The following is a 24,176-nucleotide window of genomic DNA, read 5'->3' as shown; positions in this document are numbered from 1 at the left end:
CATCCCTCGCCCTATAATACATGGTTTTATAAGGTATATAATAATGACAACTCATAGACTCAGAGTTTCTCTGTGTACACCGCTGTTTCTTTTTATTGCCGCAGATGCCTTTGCGGAAGAAGAAACGGATTATGAAGCGCCTTCTCAGTTTGAGAAAGCGTTTTATGATGAAGGCAAATTAAATCTCAATACCTCACTATATATTCGTCATCGTGCTGTAAAAGACTCCACGACCGGTAAATACGGACTGGGTCCAGCCGGGATCCAGAACCAGACCGGTAACGTGGCGATTAGCTATATTTCAGGCTATTACCAGGACGTTATTGGCTTTGATTTCTGGGGCAACGCCAACATTAAACTCGGGCATACCGTCGGTCAGTCGGAGATCCTTTACTACGACTACGATTGCGGCGAGCCGGGCAAGTTCAGCCCGTGCGAGAGGTCCTACATGAGCGTGTCGGTTGCCGCACTCAAGCTCAACCTTGGCGATGCAGGCACCAATTTCAAGCTGGCCGCGGGCTATACCCCCATTAACTCCGGTACCGTAAAAAGCAGTTGGGGCCTCAACCCTCACGCTTTTCGCGGGTTTGACAGTGCCCTGACCCTCGACAAACTGAGGCTGACCTACGCCTGGGCCGACCGCTTCAAGAACGACTGGAGCCGTGATTTTAAACCGATGACCACGGCCTGGCACCAGAACAACGCCGCCGGACTCGATGACAACGGCAAAACCATTAAAGCCGGTGCAATCATCGATTACATTCACACGGTGGGCGCAGTCTATAACTTTGGCAGTACCGTGCTTGACGTGGGCTATGGCGAAGGTAAAGGCTACCGTCGCAACTGGCAGGCACAGGTAGAGCGTCACGATACGTTGACAAAGGATGTCTCCCTGCAGAGTAAGCTCTTCTACCAGGGCGCGCGCTACATTGAAGATCTGTCGAAAATAAAAGATCCTGCAACGGAATATTATGTGGGGGTTGGTTTTAACCTGAGCCACGACAACACCGTGTGGTCCCTTGGTTATAGCCAGAACTACGCCCCGAACACCGGAGATTACAACTTCCGCTTAACCCCGTGGGCGAACTCCGATAAGCGTGATTATCAGCCGACGCTGTCGCAGCTGGAAGACTTTAACGTTTCCGGCGCCCGCGCGGTTCGTTTTGGCGTGAGTTATAACTTTGCCGATCTGAATCTACCGGAGTTAACCCTGGGCGGTGCCGGAACCTACGGCTGGCACGTGGTTAGCGATGTCAGTAAAACCGGTTCGGCGAGAAAGTACGACGGGAGCATGGTGTCGTTCGATCTTTCCGCTCGCTATCTGGTGGCGGACGGCATGGCGAAAGGCCTCTCCTTTACCCTGCTCCCGGCGCTCTTCCGGGCGACAGACAGCAACTATAAAACCGATCGTAACGACGTGAAGTTTATCGTCGGCTACAGCATCAATATCTTCTGAGTCCGCGCCCCCTCAACAGCGCATGAGGGGGGACTTTGCGAAGGGAACCGCACCTGTCAGCTTCAAACGGCCAGAGCGGGTTACTCAACCGAATGGCATACTGAATAGCGGCACATAAGAAAAAACCCCGAGCGATTAAATAGCTCGGGGTTTGTATGACAGGATTGCACGATGCCGAAGAAAGCAAAAGAACCATCAGGACTAGCCGTAGATAGATAAGTGACATTAAAATAACATTCGGAGATAGTTCGAACTGTTTTTGACCTGCTACCTTGTCATACTAAACATTTCTCTGTAGATAATTCTGGCTTACTCCCTCACCATTTTCATATATTCATAAAATATGATAACCATCACATTCATGATCAGGGTGCCAATTTTTGATATAGCTGGCTTTTACTTTTTGCTACAGATGGTAATGCACCCTAAAAAAGGAATTAATCATGAAAATGACAATAATATATGCACTACTATCCGTATTTTTTGGAGTATATGGAACAACGGCCAGTGCCAGTAACACAAATCAAGTGTCACAAAATTTAGAAACTGCAATTCCCCAACAAAAGCAAATAGTTATCGGCAATTGGGACGAGTTCAACTCAAGAAAAATTGACAGACTCATTCAAGAAGCAAAGCAGAAGCCAGCGCATTCTTTATATGCTGTTTTTGATTTTGACAACACAACAGCTTTTCTGGATATCGAAGAGGCAACGCTTATATATCAACTAGAAAACCTTAAATTTTCGATGAAACCTGAGACATTGAAAGAGATAATTTATAAAGATATACCGCCTTCAGACTTTAACTCGGATTATAATAATAAAAATCATCAACCGGTTAATATAAACCTCATTGGTCAAGACATTATTGATAGCTACACATGGCTATACAATAATTACAGCGGATTTGCGGGTAATAAAACGCTTGATGAAATTAAGAAAGATTCTAATTATATGAATTTTATAGTGAAAATGAGATATTTATATGATGCAATAGGTGGGTCATTCGACCATGAGGTATCTTATCCATGGGTGACGTATCTTTTTTCTGGCATGTCCAAAAAAGAAGTAGCTGATTTAGTGCACGATACTATTGAGTGGCAAAATAACCAGCCTATCGAAAAGGTGACATGGGTAAGCCCAGCAGATATGGCTGGCCGAGCTGGTATCGTATCAGTAACATGGAAAAATGGATTTAGGCTGGTCCCAGAAATGCAGACATTATATAAAAACCTACAGCAGGCAGGAGTTGATGTTTATGTCATTTCCGCTTCTGCTTTAGATGTGATAAAAAGCATCGTTACTACAGAAAAATATGGTTTTTCTGTTCCTGAGTCTCATGTCTATGCAATGCATCCCTTATATGATAAAGAAGGTAGATTGACTCACAGCCTCGATCCATACTATCCCCAGACGCAAGGTAAAGGTAAAACCGAAACCATAAAAAAATTTATACAACAACATTACAAAAATACCGGGCCAATATTAGTTGCTGGCGATAGCGAAGGAGATCAAAACATGATGTCCGACTTTAATGACACAAAGTGTGTTCTTATTATCAATCGGCTACGCGCATCTGACACTATTATCGGTGAGTTATCAGCTAAAGCCGTTCGTGACTATAATAAAGATGATGCAAAAATATTATTACAAGGAAGAGATGAAAATAAAGGGGAATTTTTATCATCACAAAGTAGCATACTGATGGGCACTAATAACGAAGTATCTTTACCATAGGTATCGACTTACAGCAATGCCTCTTACTTGAAACGGGGGCATTGCTAGTGAAATGATATTAATTACTTTAAATATAAGATCATGACCTTGTCATAGTACATTATTTATAATAACGCCTTACATTGATACTTTTAAAGGATTAAAAACCATAATACTGCGCAGTATAATCAAACATTCCTTTTTAAGCATGAACATATTAAATCCAGCAACTTTAATAACAACATTCAAGTTATGACATAAGCACTCTATACAATATCCATTGTTTTGTCATCAAAACCTGAGGTCAAAGAATAACCATTTTCATCCAGATTATTAAACACATCCAAAATTCCGTTAGTTGTATAAACCAACAAATGTGTAAATACTTCTATTTTATTATTTTCAATAACCAAATAATCCACACCAAGTTTTACCGATGATATCCTATTATTTAGACATCCACTGATTTCTTTTGGACTATTTGTCACCCAGCGAACTTGATTATACTCAATCGAAAACGGAAGTGTTAGATCATTACTTAACCATAGTTCATCAAATTTAGACCAGGCAATAGAGATTACCTCACCACCATCAAAGTAGATTCTTATGGGTAAATCATTCCAGGGTTCCCAGTCATCAAAATAAATCTCGGCCGTTTCATACTTGATAATTTTTTTACCAAGCAATTTAAAAAAACAAGCATATATATTGTTAACTTTATTCATACCTTGAGCCTCATATCCTGAAGACTTAAAACCAGGCTGATATTAAAACATACTCATCCAGACACGCTGGCCTTTACAATCATCTTAACGAATTTTTGGACGTCCCATTCTTTAATATCTGAAACTTGCCCATCGCCGATTTCGATCAAACGAAGATTGGATGAAGCTGTCTCAACCATATCTATTGAGAAAAAAGGGGAGCTTATATGCTTCGCTATTTCATGAACAATAGCAGGGATAACATCATCAGCAGAGTAGACATTTCCATAGAATGAAAAATATCTACGTTCTGTTTCGGGTTTTAGGTCCTCAACCTTTCTAAGCACGACACCACCCTCAATTTCTCCGCGATATTGTTTAATATGGGCTAAAATCCCCTGTATTTCCTCGGCATTTTTCGCTATCGAACCACGCGATGTCGTAAGTGATTTAACATAGTCTTTAACAAAATATGAAGGCCATTTTAATCGGGATGTAATTTTTTCGAAATCATCATTCTCAGTAAGTAAAATAGTTTCAGGTGTATAATCACTACATGTTCCGTACCAGCCCGTAATATAGTGGCAAGAAGCGTAATCATCAGGAGAAACTAACATTTCCGCACTATGGCTTTTAACAGTATTGTATAATGTTTTATATTCTTTCTGTTTAAGCATCCAGCCTCGCCAAATAACTGGCGCATGCGCCTCAAGGTTCCCTGAAAGTTTAATTTTGCTATCTAATAAATGCTGTGATGATAGCAAAACACATTTTACTCCGTTATCACTTGCACAGTTGAATTCATCCTCATAATTTTCATCAACTCTATTCAGATTAAAGTAATCACTTGGGTAAATTATTTGCATGGAACCTATCCTTTTCTCAATATTTGTCTATATTATGGGTAACGTAACACTCTATTGGCAGTGATGTATATTTATATACTCCCCTGTTTATCTGCTCGGAGCGTGTTAAATGACTCAACGCCGGGAGGATTATTCACTGACGTCTTTACAGAGCCCACTTCGAAATGCATTAGCCCTCACCTGAACGATGAGTATCTGAAAGGATTTTTAGTGAGAAAGGACGGACTTTAGATGTAAAAAAAGCCCGTATAAACGGGCTTTTTTGTACTACTTTATGCACTATAAAATCAAAACCATTCTTCAAGCTATTGATTTTATTTAGAATTTGGCGGAAGCGTAGAGATTCGAACTCTAGAACCCTTTCGGGTCGCCGGTTTTCAAGACCGGTGCCTTCAACCGCTCGGCCACGCTTCCAATGAGGCGCACTATAAACACCTCTGTTCTGGCTGTAAAGCACCAATTTATTCAACTGCCTTAAAATTAAACAAAAACGCATTATTCGTCTGAAATTCAGGCAGTTTGCGCAGATTTTCAGCGCAAACTGTCCTTTGCGGGTTAATGTTTTTTGATGTACATATCTTTGCTGTAGTAATACCCCAGCTTATCCGGCGTAAATCCGCCTACCCATGGCTTGACCAGATGGGTGCGCACATAGTGATAGACCGGAATGGCCGGGACATCCTGCCCTAACAGATCTTCCGCCTGCTGGTAGAACTTGCCCCGCGCCGTCGTATCAGCGGCTTTTGCCGCATTGTGCAGCGCCTCATCATAGGCCGGGTTGCTGTACTGGCTGGTATTTTCACTGTCGCCGGTGCGGAAGTTGTTGAGAAACGTCGCCGCATCGTCATAGTCAGCGATCCACGCGTAGCGCACGGCGTCAAAATTATGCGTATGCATGGCGTCGAGCATCGTTTTCCACTCCTGGTTTTGCAGCTTCGCCTCCACGCCAAGATTCTTTTTCCACATCGAGCTGGCGGCGATGGCAATTCGCTGGTGCGATTCCGACGTGTTATAGAGCAAATTAAAGACCAACGGGTGGGACTCGTTATACCCGGCCTCGCTCAGCAGCTTTTTCGCTTCGGCGATACGCTTATCGCGCGGCCAGCTGGCGTACTCGGGATTGTGCAGCTTCACCCCGCCGATGTCAGGCTGGCTGATAAGCCAGGCCGGACGCTGCCCCTGCCCCATCACCTTCTCCGCGATAATGTCTTTATCGAGGGCCATATTGAGCGCCCGTCGCACGCGGGGGTCGTTAAACGGCGGCCGGGTGGTGTTGAATTCGTAATAGTAGGTGGCCAGCTGCGGCGAAACATCCAGCTGATCGCCCATGGTTTTTTTGAGCTGGGCAAACTGATTAATCGGCACCGTATAGACGATGTCGATCTCCCCCGCCTTATAGCGGTTGACGTCGGCGGTTTCAGAACTTATCGGCAGGTAGGTCACCTTATTGATGACCGTATGCGCGTTATCCCAGTAGCGCGGATTGCGCTCGGCCACAATGCGCTCATTCACCACCCACTGCGACAGCTTATAGGGCCCGCTGGTCACCATATGCTCCGGTTTGGTCCACTTGTCGCCGTAGCGCGATATCAGCACTTTATCGAGCGGAACCAGAGACGGGTGCGCCAGCATCGCCAAAAACGCCGCATTCGGCTGAGTTAAGGTCACCTCAAGGGTGGTATCATCCAGCGCCTTGACGCCCAGCGTCTCGGGCGCTTTTTGACCCTGCGCTATCTCCGCGCCGTTGACGATATGCATATTGCCGGGATAGCTCGCGTAAGGGGACGCCGTAAGCGGCGACACCAGACGCTGCCAGCTCCAGACGATATCCTGCGCCGTAATCGCCGTACCGTCGGACCAGGTCACTCCGGGGCGCAGATGGAACGTCCAGACGGTGTTGTCTTTATTCTCCCACTTCTCCGCCAGCCTGGGCTGAATTTCTCCTGCTGGCGAAACGCTGACCAGCCCTTCGAAAAGATCGCTGATAATGTTGTTTTCAACGTCGCTTTCCACTTTATGCGGATCCAACGACGACGGCTCGCTGCCGTTATTTCTGACCAGCTCCTGCTTCTCCGCCAGCACCGTTCCCGGCGGCACCTGAGCGGCCAGCGCCGGAATAGCCATGGAGAAAAGGCCGACGGCCAGTAGTACGCGTGTGATGTGATTATATTTTTGTGATTTCATATCCCTTGCCTTTGTTACGCTTCGTTTGTACCCTCTCCAGAGTTAGTCGCAGAATGGCATTAACGCAATATTTTTCAGTGAGTTATCAGATTTCGATCTGGCTTCAGAAGGCGAACAAATAAACATACCGCGCATTTTCATTTTTCTGGAATAAAATGCTGCATTCAGCCCGCATGCCTTGAGTAAAGATGGGTAAAAGCACTATGGCTTCGGCCTTGATTTTTTTATGCTTCGTTATTAATTACATCTGTCATAAGAGAGTGACTCATGGATCGTATCATTACATCGTCGCGTGACCGTTCATCGCTGCTTAGCACGCACAAAGTTCTGCGGAACACCTATTTCCTGCTTAGCCTGACGCTGGCATTTTCGGCCATTACGGCGACGGCCAGCACCGTGTTGATGCTGCCTTCTCCGGGTCTGATTCTGACGCTGGTCGGTATGTACGGCCTGATGTTCCTGACCTATAAAACGGCGAATAAGCCAACGGGTATCATTTCCGCGTTCGCCTTTACCGGTTTTCTGGGCTACATCCTGGGGCCAATGCTTAACGCCTACCTGTCTGCGGGCATGGGAGACTTAATCGGCCTGGCGCTGGGCGGTACCGCGCTGGTGTTCTTCTGCTGCTCGGCCTACGTGCTGACCACCCGTAAAGATATGTCCTTCCTCGGCGGCATGCTGATGGCGGGCGTGGTGGTCGTGCTAATCGGTATGGTCGCCAACATTTTCCTGCAGCTGCCGGCCCTGCATCTGGCTATCAGTGCGGTGTTTATCCTGATCTCTTCAGGCGCGATTCTGTTTGAGACCAGCAATATCATCCGCGGCGGTGAAACCAACTACATCCGCGCGACCGTTAGCCTGTACGTCTCGCTGTACAACATCTTCGTCAGCCTGCTGAGCATCCTTGGGTTCGCCAGCAGAGACTAATTCTCTCCCCCGGTCGTTCTGAGGCCCCGCTTATGCGGGGCCTTATTTTTTGCTACACTGCCGCCATTTTCAGCGGTATGTGAAGAATCATGTTTATCTTTAACGGTAATGAAATAGAAACCGATAGCGAAGGCTATCTGAAGGACACAACCCAGTGGAACGAAGCGATGGCGGCCGTTATCGCCGAGCAGGAGGGCATCAGCCTTTCCGTTGAGCACTGGGAAGTGGTGCGCTTTGTGCGCGACTTTTATCTGGAATTCAACACCTCACCGGCGATTCGTATGCTGGTAAAGGCGATGGCGAACAAGTTCGGCGAAGAGAAAGGCAACAGCCGCTATCTCTACCGCCTGTTTCCGAAAGGCCCGGCTAAGCAGGCGACGAAAATCGCCGGTCTGCCCAAGCCGGTAAAGTGCATCTAATACAAAATGGCGAATTTCTGCCACTCTCTGGTGGGCTGATGGGGCTCGGTCAGAACCCTGTCAACTCGCGCGCTGCGCGGCCCGCCGGCTTTCAGCCAGGCGATGAGCTTCTCCACCTGTTCAGCCTCTCCACAGGCCAGCACTTCCACGCCGCCGTCGTCGAGGTTGCGCGCGTATCCGGTTAATCCAAGCTGCAGCGCCTCGCGCTGGGTCGAATAGCGAAACCCGACGCCCTGAACGGAACCGTAGACCCACGCCATCGTGCAAACCGTTGCCATATTCTCTCTCCTTTCCGGACAATGACTCACTACAGAGGATAGCAAATTCTTTCAGCGTACATGCTTTGGCAGTACGCCGTAGTGCTGACGAAAACGGGCGGTAAAGCGCGATCCGCACTGGTAGCCGCTGTTTTGCGCAATTTCGCCAATGGGCCGCGACGTCGACTGTAATTGCCCCAGCGCGTAGGCCATACGGACCTCTTCCACGATCTGGCGGAAACTGCGGGACTCCTGCTGCAAACGGCGGCGCAGCGTCGACTCTCCCAGAAATAGCATTTTAGCCACTTTCGCTACGCTCCACGCATCGCCAGGCGACAGCATAATAATTTGCCTGACCTGGCCGGTTAGATCCTCGCGCCGTTCGTTGAGCAGCGGCCCGGCGTATCCGGCCTGATACAGCGCCAGCAGCAGCCCCATCGCCTGATGATGCTGCAGTTCGCCGCTGAGCCCCTCCCGTACCGCCTGCAGGACGCTTTGCCACATAAACGACAGTTCCGCCCCCAGCGGCGCGCAAAGCGACGTCAGACGGCCAGCCTGTGGTTCGCTCATATAGCGATTCTTAAAATCCGCCAGCAGCTCCGGGGTTAATGAGAGCAGATCGGAGCAAAACAGCCCGTTTTCCGGCTGATTAATCACCTCGAGCTCAACCTCGGCGGGCAAAATGATCAGCTGCTGCGGCGTTGCCAGCATCTCGCTGGCGCCCTGCACAATCACTTTGCTGCCGCGGTTTACCCGGCAGATCGCAGGCGCGAACAGCGTGACGCGGTGCAGTTTGCATAATCGTCGGGTGGTAATTTCCGCCGCCGTTAACGCGTTATGGTGAAAATTAATGTTCCGCATCAGGCTGCCCTTATTTTATCTTCCGGCCATCGCCGTTATCTGCGCGCTGGCGATGGCGTGGCTATGTAACATAAATCCGACTAACGCCCCGCTGGACTCGCCGTCAATGGGCAGCGTCGGGATATCCAGCGCCCATACCGTAAAGCGGTAGCGATGCGGTTTATCGCCGGCGGGCGGACACGCGCCGCCAAAGCCGGCATAGCCAAAGTCATTGCGCCCCTGTACCGCCCCGGCGGGCAGTTTAGCGTTATTTTTGTCTCCGGCGCCAGCGGCTAAGCTTGTCGCCTGTTGGGCAATATTCACCACCGTCCAGTGCCACCAGCCGCTCCCGGTTGGCGCATCAGGATCGTAAGCGGTCACCGCGAAACTGCGGGTACCCGCCGGGGCATTTTGCCAGGCGATCTGCGGTGAGATATTGCCGCCGGTGCAGCCAAAGCCGCCAAACCAATGCCTCTGCGCCAGAGCGTCTCCTTCGCGCATATCCGCGCTGCTGACGCTAAACGGCGCGGCAATCGCCGTTCCACTTATCATGACCATTATCGCGGCAGCGACTTTCAATCCTGTTTTCATCGTATTTTCCTCCGTCAGGTGAGGAAATACTGTAAGATCGCGGCGTGATTTTTATTGTGCCAAAGCGCCTGCGTTTTGTGCCGAAACGCTCACCTGTCGATACCGGTGGAATGGTGCTTGCCGCAGCCACTTGTGCTAACCTACGCGCCATTTTTTCGGTGCCGACATTCCCGTTGCTTAAAGGTAGCCCATGACAGACTCCATTTTCCCCCGCTTAGTGTTAACCAAAGGACGCGAGAAATCCCTGCTGCGTCGCCATCCGTGGATTTTCTCCGGCGCCGTCGCCCGAATGGAAGGTAAAGCCCGTTCAGGTGAGACCATCGATATCGTTGATTCGCAGGGAAAATGGCTGGCCCGCGGCGCCTATTCACCGTCTTCGCAGATCCGCGCCCGCGTCTGGAGCTTCGATCGCGATGAAGCCATTGATAACGCCTTTTTCGAGCGTCGTCTTCAGCAGGCGCAAACCTGGCGCGAGTGGCTGGCAGCCCGCGACGGGCTTGATAGCTATCGCCTGATAGCCGGTGAATCCGACGGCCTGCCGGGCGTGACCATCGACCGTTTTGGCGACTTTTTTGTTCTGCAGCTGCTGAGCGCCGGTGCCGAATACCAGCGCGCGGCGATTGTCAGCGCGCTGCAAACGCTGTTCCCGAACTGCGCTATCTACGATCGTAGCGACGTCGCGGTACGTAAAAAAGAGGGGCTGGAGCTGGCGCAGGGTCCGGTTGTCGGCGAGCTGCCGCCTGCCCTGCTGCCGATTACCGAGCACGGTATGCAGCTGCTGGTAGACATTCAGGGCGGCCATAAAACCGGCTATTACCTTGACCAGCGCGACAGCCGTCTGGCGACGCGTCGCTACGTCGCCGATAAGCGCGTGCTGAACTGCTTCTCCTATACCGGCGGTTTTGCCATCTCCGCGCTAATGGGCGGCTGCCGCCAGGTTGTCAGCGTTGATACCTCCCAGGAGGCGCTGGACGTCGCCAGACAGAACGTTGAGCTGAACAAGCTGGACCTGTCAAAAGCGGAGTTCATCCGCGACGACGTCTTCAAGCTGCTGCGTAAATATCGTGACGCCGGGGAAAAGTTCGATGTTATCGTGATGGATCCGCCGAAGTTTGTGGAAAATAAAAGCCAGCTGATGGGCGCCTGCCGCGGCTATAAGGACATCAACATGCTGGCGATTCAGCTATTGAATCCCGGCGGCATCCTGCTGACCTTCTCCTGTTCCGGCCTGATGACCACCGATTTATTTCAGAAAATCGTTGCCGATGCCGCCCTGGATGCCGGACGTGATGTACAATTTATAGAACAGTTCCGCCAGGCTGCCGATCATCCGGTGATAGCAACCTACCCGGAGGGGCTGTATCTGAAAGGGTTTGCTTGCCGCATCATGTAACTTGAAAAATGGAGAATCGGCCCGCATATAGCAGGTAATCATGTCTCCCGGGAGGTGCTTATGATAGCCAGCAAATTCGGTATCGGCCAACAAGTTCGCCACACGCTTCTGGGCTACCTGGGCGTGATCGTCGATGTCGATCCAGAGTACTCGCTCACGGAGCCGGAGGAGGACGAAATCGCCGCTAACGACGAACTGCGTCTTGCGCCCTGGTACCACGTGGTGATGGAGGACGATGATGGTCAGCCGATTCACACTTATCTTGCAGAAGCGCAGCTGAGCAGCGAAGCCAGCGATGAGCATCCGGAGCAACCGTCGCTGGACGAACTGGCGCGAACCATTCGCCAGCAGCTGCAGGCACCCAGATTGCGTAACTGATCTCAAAAACCCGCGTTGCGGGTTTTTTATTGCCCTTTATCTCTGCGCGGCATTTGCCAGCGCCTGGCAAATCAGACTATTGAATTGTCCGTCACGCTGCTGTTGTTCACTCCAGCGGTCGTTTGCCCGCTTCATTGCGCGGGAAATCCCCTCGCTGGTAAGCGCAAGCTGCTGAAAAAAAGGCGCCAGCATCGCACCGCCGGGCAAAACCAGAGTTTTAAACACCGGACTCCCGTCAGCGTAACGGTACGTTAGCGCTTTTTCAGGCAGTTTTGTTGGCGCAAAATACTGCTGCGCATAGCCGGCCCAGAAGTTCGCCGCCCCATAGCCGCGCGAGAAATTACTTTCACACCCGGAAGGCTCAGCCAGCGGCGAAACTCTTTTCTCCGGGGCTCTGAAGGCATTTTCCATCCAACGCGCCATTCCCTCCAGGTACCATCTCTGTTTAAAAACCGCGTAACCGTACTGGTATAAATGGAATAATTCATGGGCTGGCGTAACGTTGCGCGCGGGCTGCAGCCCGGCGTTAAGCACGATTTTTAAGCCGCAGGGCAGCGCCGTTCCGTCGCTCATCGTTTCCGCCGCCACGCGATCGAAGGCAAGGCCATGACCTTTAGGAAGCGCCAGCAGATAGAGGTTAATCTGTCGGGCCTGGGCATAAATCTTCTGCCGCAGAGGCGAGCGCAGGCCCAGCCGCGACGTGTAGAGATATTGCGCCGCCTGTAGCTGACGACCAATATCTTTTATAACGTCCGGCACGCCATCGCCGGTACTGTCCTGCGGATATCGCAGGGCATCTTTGCCCTGCAGGCTGTAGTAAATATGAAAGTCATCGACCACGTGCGTTTTTTCCAGACGATGCTCATGAAGCAGGGAGCCGGGAACGCAGCGCGAAACCTGCACGACATCGCGCGCCAGCAGCGGCGAACTGCAGCAGGACGCCAGCAGTAGCGCGATGACTCCCCTCATCGCCGCGCCAGGGGGCCAGGCAAAGGGAAAAGGCGCTGACGGTTATCCAACGTTAGCCGCCTGATGACGCTTTTTTTCCGGCCTGCTCTCCAGCTCCGTCCCGGTATCCAGCTGACGTTCGCTTGCCTGCCGCCATGCCGCCCATCGTCCGGCGATCGCGCTGGCGTAGTAGCGTTGCGCGTTGCGCAGCGCAGCCTGCTGCATACTTTGCTGTAGCGTCTTGTCGGAGATAACCTTGATCATCGCCGCCGCCAGCGCGCCCTCATCGCCGCAGGGCACCAGAATCCCCGCCTGCCGGTCCTGCAGGATGTCGCGCGGGCCATATTTAATGGCAAAGCTAATCAGCGGCGTACCGTATGCCATCGCCTCGACGGCGGAAATGGACTGCCCCTCCTGAGTCGAACAAAGCACCGTGCAGCAGGCCGTTTTATGCGCCTGCGCGATGTCGGAGGTGAAGCCGTTGATATGGATAGCCTGCTCCAGCCCCCACTCCGCCACCTGCGCGCTTAAGCTGCGCCGCAGCGGCCCTACCCCGTAAGTGTGCAGCTGCGCGTCGGGGATCGCCTTCACCACCTGACGAAACGCGCTCAGCAGTAAAGCGTGCTGCTTCTCTTCCGAGTAGCGCGCCAGGTAAATGACCGTTTGCGAAGGCGTCTTCTGCGGGTTCGCCGGTATAGCGCCGTTATCGAGATGGTTGGGGATCACCGCCATCCGAGCGGCCGGAAATCCCTCCTGCTGCAGGTCCTGCCACTGTTCATCGGTCAGGACAATCAGCTGGTCTACGAGTTCCGGCTGTTCCAGGATATGCCGGTATGAGCTTTTCAGCGCCCCGTTAGACAACTGATGATGGGAGTGGATAATCGCGCTCAGCGTGCAGGCCATACGCTGGGCGGGCCGTGAGCAAACGAAGCTTTTCCACATTTTATTTTTATCGACGATAAAGTGCCAGCGCCCTTTTTCCGCCAACCGGGTTTCCAGCATCCACGCATAAAACGCCTCTTCCTGAGCAAAGCGTTTAACGTCCCTTCCCGGCAGAGCGATTTCAAGATGGCTTAGCTGCACGTTGCCCTTTTTTTCGTCAAAGCTTTTGCGCAGCAGAATATTGCCGGCGCGATCAATATAGTCTTCGATGATTCTCCCCTGCGGACGCAGCAGGAAGTTGTGTTTACCCACCGGTAGATCCGCGGTGGGATTCACGGCATGTCTGAGCTCAATATTGCCCACCAGCGGCGCCAGCGCAGAGATCGCATTCAGCTCAAGACAATCGCTTAGCCAGGCATAAAGGTTATAAACCGGCACCTCTTCGGGCAGCGCGCCGCGGGCTTTCAGCGCCTTAACCGCCGTGGAGAGTTCGGGATTCCACGTCGCGGTAATCAGCCAGGGTACGGTGCGCAGATGTTCGGTGAACAGTTTCGCCCGGCGCATGGCCGCCACCTCAATACCGTTGCCGACGTCACGCAGCGTCTCCAGCAAAAACACGGGGGTCGCGCTATTCGCCGGCTGCGTGTCGTCCTGTTGGAGCGGCGGCTTTTTTGCCGCTAAATGGTATTTCTGGTAGGCGATAAAGCCGGAAAGATAGTGCTCAACATCATCGATACGCACGCGGTAGCTGTGGTGGCGGATAAAGAAGCTGTTAACGATCCGCGCGGGATTTTTAAAGAACATCGCCAGCTCGGGCCAGAAAAAGCCGTTCAGCAGATAGCGGGCGCGGGCCTCCAGCGCCTGCCAGAACTTCTGCTGGTCAAAATCCGCCAGCAGATGACGATGCTCGGGCGAGGCGTCCAGCCGGGTCACCATTTCAGACGCCGCCATCATTAATTCCAGCAGCGTGGGATAGGTGGTGACGCGATGCAGCACGAAATCAAGATGATCGCGCACGTTATTCAGGCCAAAGCGAAAGTACTTCTCTTGCGGACGGAAGCGGGTCAATTCATTCACGCAGTAGCTCAGCCAGTGGTCGTGATGCTGCCAGTGTTTATTTTTAATGAAATAGGCGAAGGCTTTTTCCACCATCTCCAGCCACTGCGGCGCGTTGGTCAGGCCGTACAGGCGCATCAGGGCAAAAGCCGCTTCGCCATCGTAATAAATGATGCGGAATTTGGCTTTCAGCGACAGATCGCGGCTATTTAATACATGAACAAACTGGCCGCTGAGCGGATCCTGCATACAGGCGATACCGGTCGCCAGCTGCGCCATCAGCGGCAGATATTGCCGGTCTCCGGTCGTTTCGGTGTATTTCACCAGCGCCAGGATGCTGACGGCGTTGCCGCCGAGCTTGATCTCATCGCCCACATCGCAAAGAAACGCCGCCTCGCGGCCATCGTCCAGCGTCCGCACTTCAATCAGCGTGTTAACCAGGTACGCAATCGCCCGGTCTATCGCCTGACGAACCGACGGCTGACGCGTCGCCTCCCAGCCCTCGATCAGCGAATAGGTCGAGCTGGCATGGCGCAGCGCGTTATAGGAGCGGACCGGGCGATCGAAACAGGGAAACCAGCCGTAATGGTAGAGGCCGTCTTGTTTTACCTGGCGGGCCAGATAATCGGTGCCTTTTTTAATCACCTCGGCCAGGCACTCGTCCTGCCACTCTTCCCCGATGACGCGATAGCCGGAACCCCGTCCGGTGTGTTCAATCACTTTTGCCCCAAAACGATCGCAGAAGACGCCCTGAGTTTTAAAGCGCCAGAGCGGCTGCTGCGGATCTTGCGGCCAGCTCAGCGTCTGCTTAAACCGCCGCTGGGCGTAGTTTTCCAGATTGACGCTATTCGGCGCCACGACGCCGTTATCCCCGTCATAGAGCAGCGCGTTACCGGTAATTTCTTGCTCAAGCATCGCGCAGCTAAACTGCGGATCAAACGCGAGGCCAAAGCGAAAATAGTTACGCTTGGTGACCATGAATTTTTCGTTGAGGGATTGCCAGCTGAGCTTTTCCACGCTGTCCACGATGTCAATCCGCAGCCACTGCGGTTCGCTGTCCTGTTTTTTACGCCACTCCTGCAGCGCTCTGGCCCCCGCCAGCCACGCGAGGTCAAAGCTGGTTCCGCTGGAGATATGAGTATGCGCGCGTGACTTACCATCGCTGACGCTGAAGAAGATGACCCATGCCGGATAGTCAGAGGGCAATTCGGTGGATTTTAATTTTTTCGCCTGAAAGCAGGCTTGTTGCAGTAAGTCACTTAGCGCCATCTTTCCCTCTCCGTATAATCAAGAATGCGTTGCATGTTTAAAAATTATTATTTCAACCCGTTTTGGAAATTGCGCTTATGTCTTTGCCCGGCACACTCCCCGGAGGCGGCGCTTAACGCGCCTTGTCCGGGCTACCGGCCCGCAGACGGCTGTGAATACGTAGCCCGGTCAGCGCAGCGCAAGCCGGGGAAGACGCTGCGCCGATATATCAGCCCGGCACAGGTCAGCCATCGAATTAACGTTCTCTTAATGCTTCTTTTGCCCGATTAAACGGTTTGACCAGATAATCCATGACCGTTTTTTCCCCGGTCTTAATATCAACGGTGGCAATCATTCCCGGGCCGATTAAAAAGCGCTTGCCGCTTTTATTTTCCAGGTAATCGTAGTCAGTTCGAATAAACACCCGGTAGTAGTAAATATCGGGTTTAGCTTCGTCCTGGGTTGTATCCGGCGATATGGTTTCCACCACGCCGTTAAGCGCGCCATAGATGGCATAATCATAGGCGGTAATTTTCACCAGCGCCTGCTGGTCAGGATGAATAAAAGCGATATCGCGCGGTGAAATCCGCGCTTCGATTAATAACCGGCCATCTACCGGAACAATTTCCATCAGCTCACCGTTGGGCGCAATAACCCCACCAATGGTGTTGACCTTGATATTTTTTACGATCCCCTGCACCGGCGAGCGAACGGTTAAGCGCGTGACCGAATCGGCGCGGCCTTTAATCACTTCCGCCAGGCTGGCCACGTCGGCATTGGCTTTTGACAGCTGTTCACGCGCGTCAACAAAATAGCGGGTATTAAGATCGATCTTTTTAAAACTGATATCCGCGACCTGCTGGCGAAGACGCAGCACTTCAACGTTGCTCGCCGCCCCGGTTTTCGCCAGCCTTTCGGTGATGGCCAGTTCGCTATTGACCAGTTTTAGCGACTCGTCCAGCTGGCGCGTCGATTTGCTCAACTGCTCCTTGCGGCTATGGTAGAGGCGAGTCTCTTCCGCCAGCAGCGCGGGCCAGGCTTTCAGGGAGTCGGGAAACGCCAGCGGCTGATTGTTGACCTCGGCAGTTAAACGAATGCTCGCCGCCAGCGAGGCGCGATATTTCGCCTGGCTTTCGCCGACGTTAGATTCGCTGCGGGTGGGGTCGAGGCGGGCCACGACCTGTCCGGCTTGTACCTTGCTACCTTCCCGAACGTTCAGCTCGGTTAAAATACCGCCGTCGAGGGTTTGTATTACCTGCTCCCGGGAGCTGGGGATCACTTTCCCGGTGCCCGTTGAGACTTCGTCCAGCACCGCGAACCATGCCCAGACGCCGCCCACCAGCAGCATCACGGCCAGCAGGAGAATCAGCCGCCGCGATTTTACGATCTGCGCTTCGTCTTGTTCGCTCTCCGGAAGCAGCGCCACCGGGTCGTTGTCGGCCAGTAAGGGAAATTTACTCATATATTCACCACCTGACCGCGGGCTTTCTCTTGTTCAAAGACCGTCGCTTTGGGTTTATCCAGCGCCAGCTGCCCGTCCTGGATAACCAGGATCCGGTCAACGATATTGAGCACCGCCGCTTTGTGCGTGGCGATAATCATCGTTCTTTCACCGGCCCACTGCGCCAGCTGTTCCACAAAAGCTTTTTCCGTTCGCTCGTCGAAAAACGAGGTCGGCTCATCGAGCAGGATAATGTTCGGATCGCGCAGCAGCGTTCTGGCCAGCAGCAGCGACTGCCGCTGGCCGCCTGACAGCCCCAACCCGCCTTCCATAACGACGTGTTCAAGACCAAGAGGCAGTTTGCGCACGAACTCCAGCGCGCCGCACAGGGTAAGCACCGAGAAGATTTCATCATCCGTCGCCGCCGGACGCCCGAGGATCAGGTTCTCGCGCAGGGTGCCGTGGAACAGCCGCGCCTCCTGGGTCAGCAAGGTGGCGTTGCGGCGAATATCGGCGAGGTCGATCTGCGGCAGGCTTAAATCATCCAGCCGCAGCTCGCCGGAGACCAGCTCGATGTTGCCCATCATCGCCTGCAGCAAGGTCGATTTACCGGCGCCGATTCGTCCAAGAACAGCGATTCTCTCCCCGGCTTTTATCGACAGTTGATTAATCCGCAGCGGGATGGCGGCGTCGTTAAGGCCGTAGCGGAATTCCGCCTGGCGGAACTCGTAGTTGCCGTGCAGCACGGCGCGGTGAACCCGGGGTTCGTCCTGCCCCCCTTCGACCGGCAGCGCCATCAGCGTATCGAGGCTGGCCTTCGCCGTTTTCACCTGCTGCCAGCGGGCAAGTACCCCGCACAGCGCGGTCATCGGCGCCACCATGCGGGTCGATAGCATCGATGCCGCCACCATCGCCCCGGTGGTGATGTCGCCATTAATCACCAGCGGCGCGCCGACCACTACCACCGTGGCGTACAGCAGGTTTTGCACCGACATTCCCCAGCTGACCAGGCCGTGGGTGAGCCTGCGCGTTTTGACCCCCGACTCGGCGGTAATCGCGATATAGCTATTCCACTGATGCAAGAAACGGCTTTCCGCCTGCATCATTTTGATGTCCTGCAATCCCTGGATGCTTTCCACCAGGATGGCGTTACGTAAGGTATTTTCGTGCTGGTTTTTATTGGCCAGCGCCGCCAGCTTGCGCTGCAATAGCAGGCCGGGGAGGATCATCAGGACCGTCGCCACCGGCGCAATCCAGCTTAGCCACGGCGAGACAATAAACAGCACCACCTGAAACAGGAGAAAGAACGGTAAATCCGCCACGATGGTCATCATCGTCGAGGTCATCATTTCTCGCACCTGCTCCAGCTCGCGGATTTGCGAAATAAAGCTCCCCGTCGAGCGCGGCACCGCGCTGTTTTTCAGGCGCAGCGCGTGGCCGAAGACCCGGTCAGAAACGCGAATATCCCCGCGTTTGCCGAGCAGATCCGTGACGTGCCCGCGCATAATTTTCAGCACAAAAGCAAAGACCGCCGCCAGCAATACGCCGCTGAACAGAACATAAAGCGTGGGATAAGACTGCGCCGGGATCACCCGATCGTAAACCTGCATCGAAAACAGAATTCCGCTCAGCGCGAGAACGTTGATGGCGAAAGACGCCAGCATCACGTGCATATAGGGGCGAATATCTTTCAGTACAATTTTGCGTAGCCAGTCCGGCTGAAAGCGGGCCAGATAGCTCTCGGTGCGAATATCCCTTTCCGGCGCCGCCGGGCGAAAAGCAATGGTCTTTTCAATTTCCGGCAGCAGGGTTTCCAGCGGGCAGTAGCTGAGCAGCGCGAGCTCCTTCACAAACCGCACCCCAACGGCGTTATTGACGTCAACGCTTTCAACCACGGCGATTTGGCCGTCGCGCAGCTGGATGACCAGCGGTAGCCGCCAGGCCGACATTTTCTGATCGGCGGCGGATAAAAACTGGCAGTTTAGCCCGGCGTGGCGCGCCAGGTGCCGAAGCGCCTCCGGCAGGGTTTTCTGCGTCGCCCACTCGGCGGCGGCATGCAGCGTTCCGGGCGAAAAACTTTGTCGATAGTGGTTGGCAATAAAGGCTATCGCATTGGACCAGTCGATCAGATGCGGTATCCCGGCGCGTTCATCTTGTGGGGTCATGGGCGGATCTCCACGCCCTGGATATTTTGTTTTTCCAGCGCGAACACCGTGCGCATCTTGCCGGTGCTGAACAGGCAGTCCAGCTCCAGAGAGCGCAGTTGCGATTCCGTCAGGACCTGGCTAAATCTGGCCTGGTAAATTTCCTGATCGACGTTGAGCAGATCCAGCAGCGGCCGCGAACCGAGCTGAAGGTACTGATCCTGATACAGCGCCCGGGTTTGTTCGCCCAACTCCTGCTGGCGCTTCTGAATACCCAGCGACTGAGTCAGATTAACCGCTTCATCGCGCGAGGCGTTGAGCTTCTGGCTGGCGTCCAACTGGGCGGTTTTGATCGCCGCATTCGCCGCCGCCAGGCTTTGCTGGGCGGCGTCGCGGGAGGCGGTCATCGCCCCGCCCTGATAGATAGGCATCTGTACTTTCACCCAGGCGGAATATTGCGTTTTATTGAGCACCGCGCTGTTGGCGTAGTTATCGTTGAGGTAGTGGGTAACTTCCGGCTCAAGGGAAATCGTCGGCAGCATTTGCGCGTTGGCGTTATCCAGCTGCGCCTGCGCCTGGCCGGCCTGGGCCAGCGCCGCTAATACCGCAGGCACTGAGCGGTAATCGATTTTGGCTACCGCGCAGGCGGCATCCATCCCCTGCGGGACGTCATCCGTTACCGTGGCGATTCCGCCGATGCCAATGTAGGTCGCGAGCGTGGCTTTCCAGCGCTCAAGGGCCGCCTGATATTGCAGGAGCGTGGATTGCGCGCCTTCCACGCGGGTGTCGGTCTGCACGACGTCCGATAAAGACGACGCCCCCGCATCGTTGCGCTGGCGAATAAGATCGCCAATCTGTTTGAGCGACTCGACCTGCGCTTTGGCGATGTCCACCAGCTTTTGATAGCCCTGAACCTGGACTACCGCCGCCGCGGTGTCATGAGCGACCTGATCGATGCTCAGCATGACGGTGGCCTGCTGTTGGGCAACGCCGGAGTCGGCGGCTCTGACCGAGCTGGACACTTTGCCGAAGTCGTAAAGCATTTGCGATACCGAGACGACCAACGATGGCGTATATCCGGCATCAGAATAGGTATTACTATAACCATTATTCATACCCGCACTAACTTGCGGGTAATATTTGGCTTTCGCTACGTCGACTTTCTGCGCCATCTCCTGGAGTTTACTCACCTCCTGGGTTATAGATGGATGCCAGTTCACCGCATTTTTTACCGCTTTTTTAATATCCAGCGGGCCGGATATTCGGCTTTGGCTATTAATAATCTCTTCGTTATACCCCGCCACCTGTTGGCTATCGGTTAAGCGCTGGCTGCTAATATCATTCGGCATCAAATATGAATTTTCCGCATGAGCAAAAAACGCCGGATTCAAAGAAATAAAGAGGGCTGTATAGCCGCAGGTTATGACATTCCTTTTTTGTTTAAATAGACGCATCAAATTTACCCTTCAGAAAACACGCACTGAAAAAACGGATATAATCATTTCCGCATCATTATTTTTATTAAATGATAGTCGGCTATCTCCCGGTTCACTGACCGATTCATTCCTCCCCTATTAAATAACCTCGACGGCGCGTCCCTGCGCCATCAGCGTTATAACGCCTGTTAGTTGGAGTTATTCGTATCAATCAGCTCGTTGAGCGAATTGATATGCACCCCTTCCAGCGTAATTAAGGTTGTTGATTGATGGTCTCCGGCCCCGCCGTCGCGGTCGATGGATACCACCGTGTTATTGCCAACGTAGCTCAGGGTCACATAGTTGCCCAGGCTGCTGCTGTTACCATCCCAGTCAACCAGCAGCGCCGACACATCGATATGATCCCCTTGCGCAACCGAGAAATCCTTCCAGGTATCGCCGCCGTTGCCGCCGCTATTGTCATCAGCCAGCAGGTTGTAAACCACCGTGTCGGCCCCGATACCCAGGGTGAAGGTATCGTCATAAGCGGTGCTGTGAATATCGTCGCCGTTCACGCTGCCGGTAATCTGCGGATGCAGATCGATGGTCAGCGTCGCCGCGGAAGAGCCGCCATTGCTGTCGTTCACCGTGTAGGCAAAGACCTCCTTATGGGTGATTGTCGACACATCCAGACCTGCATTCAGACTGTAGGTATAAGAACCATTATTCGCCATCGTCAGGTTGCCATAGTCACCGTAAATTGTGACGCTGGTTGTGCTTATGCTACTACCGTCGCTGGTGGTGATACTGCCGTTGCTGTGGAAGGTCCAGGATTCGGCACTGCCAGAGGAAGTATGTCCGGCGACGGTGTATGAGGCATACAGCACGCCATGGAAATCTTCCGTACCGCCCGAGTTGTTTCCGTTCTGGATATTCCCGCTGACGTTGGTTCCTGCCACCGTATAATGCGTTGCGGTATCGATCGTCGTACCGGCGATCGTTGCGCCTACCGTATAGTTCGGTGGTGTGGTGACGAAATTATCCAGAGTGGCAGTAGCTTTAGAAGCCAGGACCATCTCGTAATTTCCTTCGCTCAATGCCACACCCGTTAGCGTTAGCGTATCCGTAGCGCTAGCTGTGGCGCCGATAATCGTGGTCAAGCTTTCTGTCGGCGTCCCTTGCCATACCAGGACCTTACTGCCATCGCTGAGTACGTGATAAATGCTGACCGTGCTGTCAATCCTGACGGTATTGACCACTGAGCCACTCGCGGTGTAGTTCACATTCACCGAGAGGGTATCCATTTCGCGATCGGCCCCCACGCTAAAGTTAATCAACTTACTCGCTGATACTCCGCTCCCGCTCGACTTACCGCTTGTGTTCAGCCCCGTGGTGTCAATCGCCGGAACATTCACCGTTGCCAGCGCCGTTGCCACGTTCAGCGCAACCACGTCATTCACCGCCAGCGAAGCCGGGCTGTCGATATCGAACGTCAGCGTCGTGCTCGCCGTGTGGCCCAGACTGTCGGTTATGGTGTAGGTAAAGACCTCCGATTGGCCGACGCTATTCACTCCGCCATAAGGCTGATAGGTATAGCTACCGTCGCTGTGAATGGTCAGCGATCCCCAGGCACCGGCTATCGTCGTTCCGCTGCTGGTGACCGCCACCGGATCGGCGTCGATAACCGAGGTGGCGGTGACGCTGGTCACCTTAATATTTACCCCGGAGTCCGCCACGTCGCCGTCGCCATCGCTTTGCAGGACGTTCCCCGTCAGGCTGTCGGTGTGATAGCCCTCAGAGTCGGTGACCGACACGTTGATAAAGGTGCCCAGGTTCAGGTCCAGCAACGCGCCCAACAGGCCGCCGGTATTCGGTGAAGAGACCACCGCCGTGTACGATCCTGAAGGTAACATTGAGGACCAGCCGCCGCCGCTGTAGCCCAGGCTGAGACCGAGTCCGTCAACATTAATATTGACGGCGTTGGTCAGAACCTGCACCACTTCGCCGGTCGCCTTATCGACGATTGAGAGATCCGCCGTAAAGGACGATGCCCCGCCCAGCAGGCTCAGCAACGTGCTCAAGGCCGCGCCCAGGCTCAGGCCAGTGCTCCCCGAGACAGTGAGCAGCACTTTTTCGTTCGCGCCGGCGGCGACGTCAAAGTCAAAACTATTGCCGTTAAGCAAACCTACATTGACGTTACCGAGTAACGAGACGCCGACCAGTTGTCCGACGGTACCGCTTTCGCCATTAAGATTATCGAACGTCGCGGTCAGGTCCGTCTCCTGCGCATCCGGATTGGCCTGCGCCGGTTCGATATTTCCTCCAATATTGATCGTCAGAGAAGTGGTCGATGTATTCCCCGCTGCATCGGTAATGGTGTAGCTAAAGACATCCGATTGACCGACAGCGGCTCCGCCTTTGGTCAACTGGTAGCTATAGCTGCCGTCAGAGTGAATGGTCAGTACGCCATAGGCCCCCGTGACGTTGACGCCAGCGCTGGTCACGGTCACTGCGGTCGATCCGTCAACGGAGTCCGATACCGCGCTGGTGACCGTGATGCCCTGGCCGCTGTCCTGCATATCGCCGCTGGCGGTGTTGTCCAGCACGTTTCCTTCAATGGCGCCGACGCTATAGCCAACGGAGTCCGTCACGTCCACGTTGACGAAGCTTGCTACCTGAGCCTCCGCCAGCGCGTTGATCAGCGATACCAGGGCGCCGTTACTTTCCGGTGCAGAGATAATCATGGTGTAGTCGCCCGCCGGCAGATTGGCAAAGGACGCCGTGCCGCTATAGGTGAGCCCGCCAAGCAGGCTCGCCGAGATAGAGACGCTGTTTTCCGCAATCGCCACGACTTCGCCGGTGACCGTATTCACCACCGACAGATCGGCGCTCAGGGTGTTTCCAGCCCCCAGCAGGTTGACGATGGTGGTCAGCAATCCGCTCGCCGTGAGCAGCGAGTTGCCGTTCACCGACACCGTCATATCCTCAACGGTTCCGGAACCCACGCTAAAGCGCAGATTATTGCCCGACAGCAGCGAGACATCGACGGTGCTGAGTAGCGTCAGGCCAACCAGTTGACCGCTGGTGCCGCTGACGTTATTCAGGTTTCCGTCCTGAGTCACCACATCCGGGCTGTTGCTATCCGGTACAGCCTCGATATCGCTATCGGAGTCGCTGTCTGAATCCGAATCGCTGTCAGAATCGGAATCGCTGTCGGAGTCCGAGTCACTATCCGAATCGGAATCGCTGTCGGAATCGGAGTCACTGTCGGAATCCGAGTCACTATCCGAATCAGAATCGCTGTCGCTATCC

Annotated in this window: 18 protein-coding genes and 1 tRNA gene; 6 read left to right on the top strand and 13 right to left on the bottom strand. The window is 53.5% G+C overall.

Annotated features, from left to right (window positions below):
• The first annotated feature begins 43 nt into the window (after window positions 1-43).
• Window positions 44-1,456 (top strand): OprD family outer membrane porin, encoded by a 1,413-nt coding sequence (locus tag KOSB73_RS12580; RefSeq protein ID WP_024359665.1) that lies wholly within the window; start codon window positions 44-46, stop codon window positions 1,454-1,456.
• Window positions 1,457-1,899: 443 nt separating this feature from the next.
• Window positions 1,900-3,192, top strand: a complete 1,293-nt coding sequence (locus KOSB73_RS12575) for an HAD family hydrolase (RefSeq protein WP_049086020.1) — start codon at window positions 1,900-1,902, stop codon at window positions 3,190-3,192.
• A 245-nt stretch (window positions 3,193-3,437) separates the two neighbouring features.
• Here KOSB73_RS12575 and KOSB73_RS12570 read toward each other — a convergent pair whose 3' ends face one another.
• From KOSB73_RS12570 to KOSB73_RS12555, 4 genes are all read right to left on the bottom strand, one after another.
• A complete protein-coding gene (locus KOSB73_RS12570) occupies window positions 3,438-3,896 on the bottom strand; it encodes a hypothetical protein (protein ID WP_098140557.1) in 459 nt (152 codons plus the stop codon).
• Window positions 3,897-3,949: 53 nt separating this feature from the next.
• Window positions 3,950-4,741: an ATP-grasp domain-containing protein gene (locus tag KOSB73_RS12565; RefSeq protein WP_024359668.1), complete on the bottom strand. Its 792-nt coding sequence runs from the start codon at window positions 4,739-4,741 to the stop codon at window positions 3,950-3,952.
• A gap of 326 nt (window positions 4,742-5,067) precedes the next feature.
• Window positions 5,068-5,155: transfer RNA gene (locus tag KOSB73_RS12560), tRNA-Ser, on the bottom strand.
• A gap of 141 nt (window positions 5,156-5,296) precedes the next feature.
• A complete protein-coding gene (locus KOSB73_RS12555; RefSeq protein ID WP_064342420.1) occupies window positions 5,297-6,925 on the bottom strand; it encodes an ABC transporter substrate-binding protein in 1,629 nt (542 codons plus the stop codon).
• 267 nt (window positions 6,926-7,192) lie between these two features.
• Between KOSB73_RS12555 and yccA the strand changes: the two genes are divergently transcribed.
• Both yccA and tusE read left to right on the top strand, forming a co-directional pair.
• Entirely contained in the window at window positions 7,193-7,852 is a 660-nt protein-coding gene (yccA, locus tag KOSB73_RS12550; RefSeq protein ID WP_004100829.1) for an FtsH protease modulator YccA, read from the top strand.
• An 89-nt stretch (window positions 7,853-7,941) separates the two neighbouring features.
• Window positions 7,942-8,271: a sulfurtransferase TusE gene (gene tusE / locus KOSB73_RS12545; RefSeq protein ID WP_049131195.1), complete on the top strand. Its 330-nt coding sequence runs from the start codon at window positions 7,942-7,944 to the stop codon at window positions 8,269-8,271.
• Here the strand turns inward: tusE and yccX are convergent.
• The 3 genes from yccX to KOSB73_RS12530 are packed head-to-tail and all read right to left on the bottom strand — an operon-like array spanning window position 8,268 to window position 9,959.
• A complete protein-coding gene (gene yccX / locus KOSB73_RS12540; protein ID WP_004131057.1) occupies window positions 8,268-8,549 on the bottom strand; it encodes an acylphosphatase in 282 nt (93 codons plus the stop codon). The genes tusE and yccX overlap by 4 nt on opposite strands.
• A gap of 51 nt (window positions 8,550-8,600) precedes the next feature.
• On the bottom strand, window positions 8,601-9,389 hold the full coding sequence (locus KOSB73_RS12535) for a helix-turn-helix transcriptional regulator (protein WP_004871534.1): 789 nt from the start codon (window positions 9,387-9,389) through the stop codon (window positions 8,601-8,603).
• Between the two features lie 15 nt (window positions 9,390-9,404).
• The gene (locus KOSB73_RS12530) at window positions 9,405-9,959 is read right to left on the bottom strand and encodes a YbhB/YbcL family Raf kinase inhibitor-like protein (protein ID WP_004871536.1); all 555 of its coding nucleotides are present in this window, start codon (window positions 9,957-9,959) and stop codon (window positions 9,405-9,407) included.
• A 190-nt stretch (window positions 9,960-10,149) separates the two neighbouring features.
• Between KOSB73_RS12530 and rlmI the strand changes: the two genes are divergently transcribed.
• A complete protein-coding gene (gene rlmI, locus KOSB73_RS12525; protein ID WP_004871539.1) occupies window positions 10,150-11,352 on the top strand; it encodes a 23S rRNA (cytosine(1962)-C(5))-methyltransferase RlmI in 1,203 nt (400 codons plus the stop codon).
• A gap of 60 nt (window positions 11,353-11,412) precedes the next feature.
• Window positions 11,413-11,730: a heat shock protein HspQ gene (hspQ, locus tag KOSB73_RS12520; protein WP_004871541.1), complete on the top strand. Its 318-nt coding sequence runs from the start codon at window positions 11,413-11,415 to the stop codon at window positions 11,728-11,730.
• Between the two features lie 36 nt (window positions 11,731-11,766).
• Here hspQ and KOSB73_RS12515 read toward each other — a convergent pair whose 3' ends face one another.
• The 6 genes from KOSB73_RS12515 to KOSB73_RS12490 all read right to left on the bottom strand — a co-directional run.
• On the bottom strand, window positions 11,767-12,699 hold the full coding sequence (locus tag KOSB73_RS12515) for a hypothetical protein (RefSeq protein WP_004871543.1): 933 nt from the start codon (window positions 12,697-12,699) through the stop codon (window positions 11,767-11,769).
• A 42-nt stretch (window positions 12,700-12,741) separates the two neighbouring features.
• A complete protein-coding gene (locus KOSB73_RS12510; protein ID WP_098140556.1) occupies window positions 12,742-15,885 on the bottom strand; it encodes a glycosyltransferase in 3,144 nt (1,047 codons plus the stop codon).
• Window positions 15,886-16,120: 235 nt separating this feature from the next.
• Entirely contained in the window at window positions 16,121-17,326 is a 1,206-nt protein-coding gene (locus tag KOSB73_RS12505) for a beta-barrel domain-containing protein (protein WP_004131043.1), read from the bottom strand.
• On the bottom strand, window positions 17,323-19,470 hold the full coding sequence (locus tag KOSB73_RS12500) for a type I secretion system permease/ATPase (protein WP_098140555.1): 2,148 nt from the start codon (window positions 19,468-19,470) through the stop codon (window positions 17,323-17,325). The genes KOSB73_RS12505 and KOSB73_RS12500 overlap by 4 nt, the downstream gene beginning before the upstream one ends.
• Window positions 19,467-20,903, bottom strand: a complete 1,437-nt coding sequence (locus tag KOSB73_RS12495; protein WP_004871550.1) for a TolC family outer membrane protein — start codon at window positions 20,901-20,903, stop codon at window positions 19,467-19,469. The genes KOSB73_RS12500 and KOSB73_RS12495 overlap by 4 nt, the downstream gene beginning before the upstream one ends.
• 170 nt (window positions 20,904-21,073) lie before the next feature.
• Window positions 21,074-24,176, bottom strand: a 3,103-nt coding sequence (locus tag KOSB73_RS12490) for a BapA/Bap/LapF family large adhesin (protein ID WP_133116570.1), incomplete at its 5' end; no start/stop codon positions are given.

This window comes from Klebsiella grimontii (assembly GCF_900200035.1).
GTDB classification, from domain to species: domain Bacteria; phylum Pseudomonadota; class Gammaproteobacteria; order Enterobacterales; family Enterobacteriaceae; genus Klebsiella; species Klebsiella grimontii.
This window is presented reverse-complemented; position numbering and strand designations above follow the sequence as displayed.

Coding starts and splice junctions, on each gene's coding strand:
- rlmI (WP_004871539.1), top strand. CDS start 10,150: ATGACAGACTCCATTTTCCCCCGCTTAGTGTTAACCAAAGGACGCGAG.
- KOSB73_RS12580 (WP_024359665.1), top strand. CDS start 44: ATGACAACTCATAGACTCAGAGTTTCTCTGTGTACACCGCTGTTTCTT.
- KOSB73_RS12500 (WP_098140555.1), bottom strand. CDS start 19,470: ATGACCCCACAAGATGAACGCGCCGGGATACCGCATCTGATCGACTGG.
- KOSB73_RS12510 (WP_098140556.1), bottom strand. CDS start 15,885: ATGGCGCTAAGTGACTTACTGCAACAAGCCTGCTTTCAGGCGAAAAAA.
- KOSB73_RS12570 (WP_098140557.1), bottom strand. CDS start 3,896: ATGAATAAAGTTAACAATATATATGCTTGTTTTTTTAAATTGCTTGGT.
- tusE (WP_049131195.1), top strand. CDS start 7,942: ATGTTTATCTTTAACGGTAATGAAATAGAAACCGATAGCGAAGGCTAT.
- yccA (WP_004100829.1), top strand. CDS start 7,193: ATGGATCGTATCATTACATCGTCGCGTGACCGTTCATCGCTGCTTAGC.
- hspQ (WP_004871541.1), top strand. CDS start 11,413: ATGATAGCCAGCAAATTCGGTATCGGCCAACAAGTTCGCCACACGCTT.
- KOSB73_RS12495 (WP_004871550.1), bottom strand. CDS start 20,903: ATGCGTCTATTTAAACAAAAAAGGAATGTCATAACCTGCGGCTATACA.
- KOSB73_RS12530 (WP_004871536.1), bottom strand. CDS start 9,959: ATGAAAACAGGATTGAAAGTCGCTGCCGCGATAATGGTCATGATAAGT.
- KOSB73_RS12505 (WP_004131043.1), bottom strand. CDS start 17,326: ATGAGTAAATTTCCCTTACTGGCCGACAACGACCCGGTGGCGCTGCTT.
- KOSB73_RS12575 (WP_049086020.1), top strand. CDS start 1,900: ATGAAAATGACAATAATATATGCACTACTATCCGTATTTTTTGGAGTA.
- KOSB73_RS12555 (WP_064342420.1), bottom strand. CDS start 6,925: ATGAAATCACAAAAATATAATCACATCACACGCGTACTACTGGCCGTC.
- KOSB73_RS12515 (WP_004871543.1), bottom strand. CDS start 12,699: ATGAGGGGAGTCATCGCGCTACTGCTGGCGTCCTGCTGCAGTTCGCCG.
- KOSB73_RS12565 (WP_024359668.1), bottom strand. CDS start 4,741: ATGCAAATAATTTACCCAAGTGATTACTTTAATCTGAATAGAGTTGAT.
- yccX (WP_004131057.1), bottom strand. CDS start 8,549: ATGGCAACGGTTTGCACGATGGCGTGGGTCTACGGTTCCGTTCAGGGC.
- KOSB73_RS12535 (WP_004871534.1), bottom strand. CDS start 9,389: ATGCGGAACATTAATTTTCACCATAACGCGTTAACGGCGGCGGAAATT.